This is a genomic window from Pseudomonas fuscovaginae SE-1 (assembly GCF_000364705.1).
GTDB classification, from domain to species: domain Bacteria; phylum Pseudomonadota; class Gammaproteobacteria; order Pseudomonadales; family Pseudomonadaceae; genus Aquipseudomonas; species Aquipseudomonas fuscovaginae_A.
In genome coordinates, this window is the sequence record NZ_AQOH01000065.1 from 1 (window position 1) to 8,284 (window position 8,284).

General features: G+C 58.2%; 3 protein-coding genes. 1 reads left to right on the forward strand and 2 read right to left on the reverse strand.

Going from position 1 to position 8,284, the window contains the following annotated elements; genetic code table 11:
- A partial coding sequence (locus tag K675_RS33540; RefSeq protein WP_232434405.1) for a hypothetical protein occupies positions 1–206 on the forward strand: 206 nt, incomplete at its 5' end.
- Positions 207–671: 465 nt separating this feature from the next.
- On the opposite strand, the gene K675_RS0107495 is transcribed toward K675_RS33540, so the two are convergent.
- Both K675_RS0107495 and K675_RS31815 read right to left on the reverse strand, forming a co-directional pair.
- Entirely contained in the window at positions 672–1,019 is a 348-nt protein-coding gene (locus tag K675_RS0107495; RefSeq protein ID WP_017902895.1) for an immunity 8 family protein, read from the reverse strand.
- 8 nt (positions 1,020–1,027) lie between these two features.
- Positions 1,028–8,284 (reverse strand): hemagglutinin repeat-containing protein (locus K675_RS31815; RefSeq protein WP_017902896.1); only part of this gene is annotated, 7,257 nt, incomplete at its 5' end.

Consider the following 8,284-nt stretch of genomic DNA (forward strand, 5'->3'; position numbering starts at 1 on the left):
CGCCTTCGGTTGGTTCAGTTACACCACTTCTAGGGACACGATCCGGTCCGGATGATCGATTGCGCTACCAGTTCGAAGCGATTTCACGCATGCCGATGGAAGAGCAAGAACTGGTACGAGGCCTGCTCGATGCAGTGATTGTGAAACACCAGGTAGCCGGGGCCATTGCCCGTGCAGCAGGGCCAGCAACTAAAGGGAAGGAGTAATCGGAAGGCGACAGGTCAGTGTATTACAAAGGTAATACACCGCACGCCCGTGTTTATTGGGCAAAACCTGTGTTTTGTATGACAAATGTATAGCACTGCCTAGAAGGCAGAAATAAGATAACTAATTGACCAATATAGAAAATACCCACCTCGCAAGAGGTGCGTGATGTGTATTGAGATTTTGCTCCTGTTAAGGAGCGAAAATTCATGATCAAAAAGGGCGTCTTGAGCAGATAGACCGTAGGTCGTCAGGGTGGGTGCAAAAGGGATGCAACTTGACTGCAGAAAGGATGCAAGAAGGCGGCAAAAAGGGTGCAGATAGGGTGCAAAAACACCGGCGCAAGGCCGGTGTCAGGGTGTCAGGGTGTCAGGGTGTCAGGGTGTCAGGGTGTCAGATCAAGTCTGAGACTTCTACAGATAAAGCAACATTGCACATGGCCGTTGTTAGATAAACAACCCTATTGATTAGGGTTGGTAATCATCAAACTCCCAGGCAAATATCTTTCCCAGCTTTATCACGATAGTTTCCCAGCTATCCCCCTCGCAGCGACTCACATACTCATGAATCAATCCATTAATAGTCGAAAAATCATATTCTCGAACAATTAATAGACCTCTCCCCCAACGGGGCTCCCACATTGTCTCTTCTAACCACTTTGGAGTGCAGATGAAAAGTTCAAAATCATCTGCCCCTTGCGTAATATCAAGCCCAATTCGAATACGAAGACTTAAAGAAAAGTTGTCTACGTTCTCAGGGACGTAGGTCTCGACATCAAAAAAATCATTAGAAATACTTTTTATAACAGCACGCATCATTCCTCCTAGTCAGCCACATTCAGATGGCCGTTACTTACTTTTACGCGCTGACCTGTTACCGGGTTGATGTTGTACATTTCGAAATTGGCCTGCACGCCTGTCGTTGCAAAAGATGAATCTTTGGGTGTCGGCGGCCTATATACACGAGTGCCGTCTGCGCTAATCAAACCAAGCCCATCACTTGTTTTTGTCGCACCATCTCCAACCCAGGTTTTACCCAACTGATTAGCTTCGGAAGATGTACCTTGACCTATAGAGAAGTTCGGATTTTTCGTTCCACTGCCGTTCACAGCCGCAGCTAATCTTGAGTCCTGAGCCGCAATATTGCTCAGGTTTTCTTGTATCAGTTGATCCTTCAGCTTTGGATACAAGGCAGCATTTTCAGCGCCGGAGCTAGCAGCTCCACCTTTTGCACCACCCTCAGAACCCGCAACCGGCCGCCCATCAATCGAGCATGGAGCATTAGTACCAGTATTGTGAACCCACGTTTTCAGCTTGCCAACATAGAACGTATGTCCAATATCGACCGTCAGGTTATACGTTTCCCCCACAGGAAGAAACAGCTCCAGAGACGCCACTCGCGTCGAAGCACCCTCACCCTCACCATCGCTGAGCGACTGGAGCAAGTCACCCGGTTTGAGGTCGATGGCCGGAATGAAGTCTCGCCGCTCTGGCACATAAAATGGGTGAGACGGCGTTACCAGCAGCGTTTCAGTCTCTGCTGCCCCATCCGTACCGACACTCTCCAGCTTGAGCCGATAGATTGGCTGATCGTTTCGGTAATGCGTTGCCAGAATAGCCGCAGCAAACGGTTTCCCACCTGTATCAGGCTTGCTCCAAACGATATCTCCGACCTTGAGCGTTTCAATCGCCTTGTCGCCAAAAGGGGTAGCAACCATGGTTCCTGCTGCGAAACAACATGGACTACGAGGAGGCGTCTCACCTTTGGCCACAGTCGCAGCTTCACCTTCTTTAGCTGCGACACTCCCTACAGCACTTTTCAAACCGATGATATTGAGAACAGCCTGCGCAAACCAACCGATTCTCTCCCCAGTGGTCGCCTCCTTTTCGGTAACCGGGTTGGTCACACCTGCCGCCATCGAGAGCTGGCAGGCAATGCCAACCACCCCCATACCACTACATCCCTCAGCAAATGTCTGCTCAGCAATTCGTTTCAGGTTGGCCTGAGCTTCATTCTTGCGTTTCTCCTCATTGCCTTGCGCTACCAGCGCCTGCTCGGCAGTTGCAGGTTTAAGGTACCACTCGTCCCCCAGATCGGTTTTCACCGACTGGTTGGTGATAATGCAAAAACCAGTCGCGGATATCTTGCAACTGACGATCTGACCTGGCGTATTGTCCCAACTATTGGCCGGAATCAGATCAGTGCCCGCATAAACTTCATGCTTGAGTTCGCTCTCCCCTTTCTTGAGCAATGCCTGAATATCGGCAGCAAGTTTCCTGCACTCATCCGAGCTACTGCCAACGCAGGATGAGTTGTACTCCTTGCGTTTCTGGTCAAGAGAAATGCCTTCCTCAAAACTCAGATGGTTGTTTTCCACCGCATTTTTCGCTGCACCAGCAGCTGCAATGGCGTTATCCAAACCACCGGCCGCCAACCCTCCGGCCAAACCACCAGCCAGTGTCGACAGTGCCGAAACTGTCTGCCTCTCCGACTCGGTCAGTTGATCAACAGATTTGTTCGGATAAAGCTGCTTGGAAATGTACTCACCAATGCCCGCACCGGCCGCACCGGCCAAAGCGGAGTTACCTTGCGAGCTTGCAAGCACTGCCCCCCAGACAGCATGCGCCATCAGGTTCGCAGCGTCGTCCCCCCTGGTGGCTTCCTTAATGCTCTGTGCCACATAAGGCGCAGCCGCACCCGCCAACGCTCCGCCAATGTTCCCGCCCAGCACACCCTGCACAACCGCACTGACCGCCTGAGCCGCCTTCTTGAAGCTGCTGCCCACGCCATAGTTCTGGCTGACCTGCTGAGCGATCTGCTCTCCAGTTGGATTGGCGTTGCCCTTGTCCAGCAACTGCTGCCGAGCAGCTTTGAACTCCTCGCTGTTCGGGTCCTGAGCCGCCTCCATCTTGGCCTTGGCAATCGCATCCGAAATGCCATTGACCAACTCCACGGAGCTGCGAATCAGCTCCATGCGCTCTTCCATCGCCTTCTTGTCAGGCCGGTCGATCTTCTCGTTGGCATTGGCCGTATCGCGGCTCAGGCCCACCAGATCGTTGGCCCCTTCAGCGTTACGCACGACGATGGTGCCCTCGCTGACAGCGCTACGGGTCTTGCTGCTGTCCGAATCGCTGAGCGACATGCCGAACATGCCGCCCAGGCCGGCGCTAGAAGCGCCACCACCAAAGCTGGCCGAACCGCTGACGCTGACAGAGGTACTCTTGATCTCGCTCTTGTTCTTGATATCGCTGGCGATCAGACGATCGGTACTAAGCAGGTTCTTGTCCGCCGTCGCATCGCTGGCAATGACCGCCCCCTGCAAGGTGGTGTTGTGACCGACATAGATGTCGTAGCCACCGGCACCCGCAAACAGCCCGCTCTGATCCTCGACCGCCTTGTAGTTGCTCTTCATGTTGCCGGCGGCAAGGTTGCCCGACACCATGACCGGCACGCCATAGCAAAACGGTGGGATACAGATACTGCCGCCGATACCGGCGCTGCCCTGTTTGTTCTTCTCGGTCTCGGAGTCCTGGCGCGAGGCGATGTTGAGGTTGCCCTCGACCAGCGCATCGATCGACTTGGCCCGTACCTGCGCACCCGCCAGGGTGGTGTCATTGCCGCTATGCAGGGTCAGTGCACCGGTGTCCAGCGTGCTGTTGACCTGGGTCACTGAGCCACCGGTACCCAGGCTCTTGGCGATCTGGGCACCCAGGTCCAGGGTGAAACCATTCTGCTGGCCGATGTTGAAGCTGGCGCCAATGGCCGTCCTGTTATTGGAGCTGTTGTTGGCCCAATCCGCGGTGTTCTGTGCGCTTTCCAGAACGATGTCGTGCTTGGCCGCCAGGTCGGTATCAGCCGCCTTCAGGGTGCTGCCGATAACGTGGATATCGCCGGCCGTTCCTGCCGCCTTCCCGGTCGCATCGATAGCCAGGGTCTGCCCCACGTTGAGTGAGCTCTGCTTGGCCGTCTGGCTCTCATACTCACTGGTACTTTTGCTGCGGGTACTGGCGATCTCGGTACCGATCTTGATCAGCGAACCGTTGGCCGAGGTACTGCCCTGCTTGTTGAGATAGGCGTCCGCGCTGCCGGATACCGAGCTCCCCATACCTCCCAGATTGTAGGCAGCCAAGGCCGCTTGAGCCAGCTTCACCGCCTTGAGCTTCGGATCATCGGCATTGTTCGCCGCCTTCACCGCGCTACGGATGGTGTTGACGCTGTCCACGACAGCGCCACCGATCACCCGCCCCACCGCCAGGCTTGCAGACTTGTCGGTAGTGCTCTGGCTGGCACTCTCCATCCCGGCAGCGATGCTGACATTGGAACCGGTCAGGCTCATGTTCTTGGTACTGACCAGATCGCTCGCAATCACTGCCAGGTCACGACCGGCCGTGAGGGTCACATTCCCTTGGCTGGAACCCACCGTGCTACCCGTCAGTGTCGTCTGGTCCGACTGGCCGTTATGGCTCTGGCTACTGATGGACAGGTGCTGGTTGCCAGTAATGTCGTCAATGCCCAGCTTGTTGGCGGTCAGTACACCGGTCAGGTCGCGGTTCTTCTCCTTGTGCATCTCGGTGCGGGTGAAGGTGTTCTCAGCCGCGTCGATGACCAGGTCGCGACCGGCTTTAACGGTGAGGTCCTGGGTACTGACCAGGCCGGAGCCCGTCACCTTGACGTCATTCAGGCCTGCCACATCCACCGTATTGCCCGAGATGACACTGCCAACGGCAGTCGTCTGGGTTTCAGCAACCTTGTCCTTGACCTTGCTCGACTTCAGGCCACCCCAGCTGCTTTTGCTCTTGCTGCGCTCATGGCGGGCACTGTTGGAGTCGGTAACGGCGAGAATCTGAACGTCATTGCCGGCCACGAGTTTGGCCGCGCCCGTTTCGGCAGAAACTTCGCTGCCTTTGACAATCAGATCCTGCCCCGCGACCAGGGTACTGTTCTTGCCACTACTGACCGAACTGGCCATGTTGGTACTACTGGCCACCTCATCCAACTGGCTCTTCTTGCCCGAGGAGCTTTTCTTCACCTTGCTGAAGAAGCTGTAGTCGTCGTTGGTCGCCGTCTGCAGCGTCAGGTTGGCGGCAGCACTCAGGTAAGCCTCGTCACCCGCACTGACCTTGCTGGCGATCAGCCCCAGGTCCTTGCCGGCGGTCAGCACGGCGTTACCACCCGCCGAAACACTGCTCGCCACCTGCTGGGTATGATCCTCCTGACGCGTCACCTTCCGCGTCTGGTCATAGACATGCTGCTCGTTTGCCGCCGACGCCAGAGTCAGGTCGCCAGTGGCCGACAGGGCAACATCACGCTTGGCGTCGATCTGGCTGGCGATGGCGGTCAGGTCGCGGCCCGCACCGAGCGAAACGTCGCGACCAGCCGTCAACGTCGAGCTGAGCTGTGTGATCTGCTCGGTACTGTGGCCCTTGCCAATGCTGACGGCATCGCGCTGTTCAGCGGCAATCAGGTTGATGTCACGACCGGCGACGATCTGGGTATCACGGCCGCTCTGCAGCACGCCGCCCTGGCTGGTCACGTCACGGCCGGCACGCACGACCAGGTCGTTGGCCGATTCGATACGGGCCGCGCTGTCGACGACATCACGATGGAGCGTGACATCGCCCCTGCCACTGTCGATCTGGGTGACCGTTCGCTCGTTGATCACATCGCCCGTGGTGGCGGTGAGGCTGACATCACGACCGGCGATGACACCACCAGCCTTGTTGACGATGTTGTGCCCCGCCAGCAGGTCGAGGCGGTTGTCGGCCTGGATCAGGCCGCTGTTGCTGAGGTCATTGCCGGCGCTGGCAGAGAGGTTGTTGCTGGCGCGCAAGGTCCCGGCGTTGCTCAGGTCCTGGCCGGCGATCAGTTTGACGTCGGAGCCCTGGATCAGGGCGCCGTCAGCGGTCAGGCGGTTGTTGGCATTGGCCAGGTACAGTACCGGCACCAGGACCTGCTCGCCGTTGACCTCGGTGTTTTCCAGCCAGACGATGTCATGGGTCAGGGCCGCCACCTGTTCGGACGTCAGGCTGACGCCGACGGCCAGGTTGAGTTCCTGCTTGCTCTTGATGGCGTTGTCCATCAGGTACTTGTAGAGACCTTCGTCAGACGTCTGCCCATCGATGAAACGTTGGCCGGTGCGCGCCGTCACGGCCTGCTGGATCAGTTTCTGCTCGTAGAACCCATCACCCAGGCGCTTGGCGCTGGCGTCCGGGTCGTAACCCAGATTCGACAGCATGTAGTCCGAGCTCATGAACTGCTTGAGGTCGGTCAGCACCGGGTTGGTTTCGATCAGGTACTTCTGCGGGCTGGACTTGCCGGACACATCAGGCAGGCCTCGTACATGGTTGACGACCTGGCTGCCGGCGGGCAGCAGAACACTGCCGGCATCCCCTGGCCCGGCGACATTGCCACTCACGATGGTTGCAGTAGTCGGTCGAGCATTTTGCTCAAGCTGCAGGTCGCCTGCAGTGCCCCGAGCCGCATCGGCCAATGGCAGGTTGCGCGCCTGCCCGTCACCCGCATTCTGCTGGCGCTGGGCAGTATCGACTGCCGAGGAACGCATGCCCTGGGCGCCCGCCACCGTTACCAGCGAAACGCCCTGCCCGCTGAGGCGGAACAGACCATTCTGGCCGGATGGCAGGCTGAAGCCCGGCAGGGTCACCGGATTCACTTGTTGCTGCGCCAGGTTCGGCGGCAGTTGGGCATTGAGCAACACGACCGAAGGCAACACCTTCGCGGTAGCGGTTGCCGCCGAGCGCTGTTGCGTGATTTCGGGACGGGTGTAGTCGACGACCGAACTGTTGATCAGGTTTTGTGTTGCATTGATGGCAACGCTTCCACCCGCCTGGATCACAGCGGCTGCCAGCCCGGTCCCCCCGGACGCGGCCGTCGTGGTGTCTCCGATCAGGCCGCCGCCCCAGGCCGAGGTGTAATTGGTGAAGGCATCGACCGAGATTGGCGTCGGCGTCGACTGGGCGTTGTAGGGCACGACATAACTGCTGATGAACCCATAGTCCGAGCCTTTCTTGGCCCAGCCGGAGTACCAGGTCCGGGTTCGGGTCGTACGACCAGCCACCGCGCCTTCGTTGGTCAGGTTATTGGCAGCGATGTTGATGTTGCCGGCAGCGGTCATCGCGCTGTAGCGGTTGACGATATCCCCACCGTCAATCGTCAGGTTGCGCCCGGACTGCAGGCTGGCTTGCCGGGAATCCTCATCGATGGCGCTCTGGAAGACTTCGGTGGCAATGTAGTTGGTCTGGCGGTGTTTCGAGCCGGTGTAGTAGTTGTTGACGCCAATGCTGCCGGAGACAAAGCTGCTCTTGTAGGTCAGCTTGTCCTTGCGATTGAGCAGGCTCTGCGCCCGCAGGGTCATATCACCCTGGGACTCGAGGCTGCCGGAGATGTTTTCCAGCTGGTTGGCGCGAGTGCCGTCGGCGTACCCGGATACCGTCAATGCCCCCAGGCTGTAGATGTCGCCCTGGTTGTTGGTCAAGGTATCGACCTGCAAGCCCATGTCACCGCCACTGAACAGCAGCGAGCCGTTATTGTTCAGCAGGTCATGAGTCTTGATCGACAGGTTCTGGGCACTGGCCAGGGTGCCGTTGTTGGTCAAGCTGCCGGAAACGACGCTCAGGCCGGCGTTGGAAGTCAGGCGCCCCGCATTGCTCAGCAGGCCGCCCACGTTGAGCGTGCTATCCCCGCCGCCAGCGATACTGCCGGCGCTACCCAGACTGACCGAGGCGGCATTCAGGCCCAGTGTCCCCTGGGTACTGTAGCGACCGTTACCTCCATAGCTGCCGCTCAGGTTCAAACTGGCCGAGCCATCACTGGCGATCAGGCCGTCGTTGTTCCAGTTGCCGCCGGTGCCGGTCAGGCTATCGACAGCCAGCAGTTGCCCGTTGGCCGTCTGGTTCAGGGTACCGATGTTCAGCGTCAGTCGGTTAGCCTGCAGCACACTGCTATTGGTCCAGTTGTCCGCCGTCAGGGTCAGGCCGCCGCGGGTCTGCACATTGCCGCCAGCGTTGAGCAGATTGGCCGTGGCGATATCGAAGGTGCCGCTGCCCACATGCAGCAGGCTGCC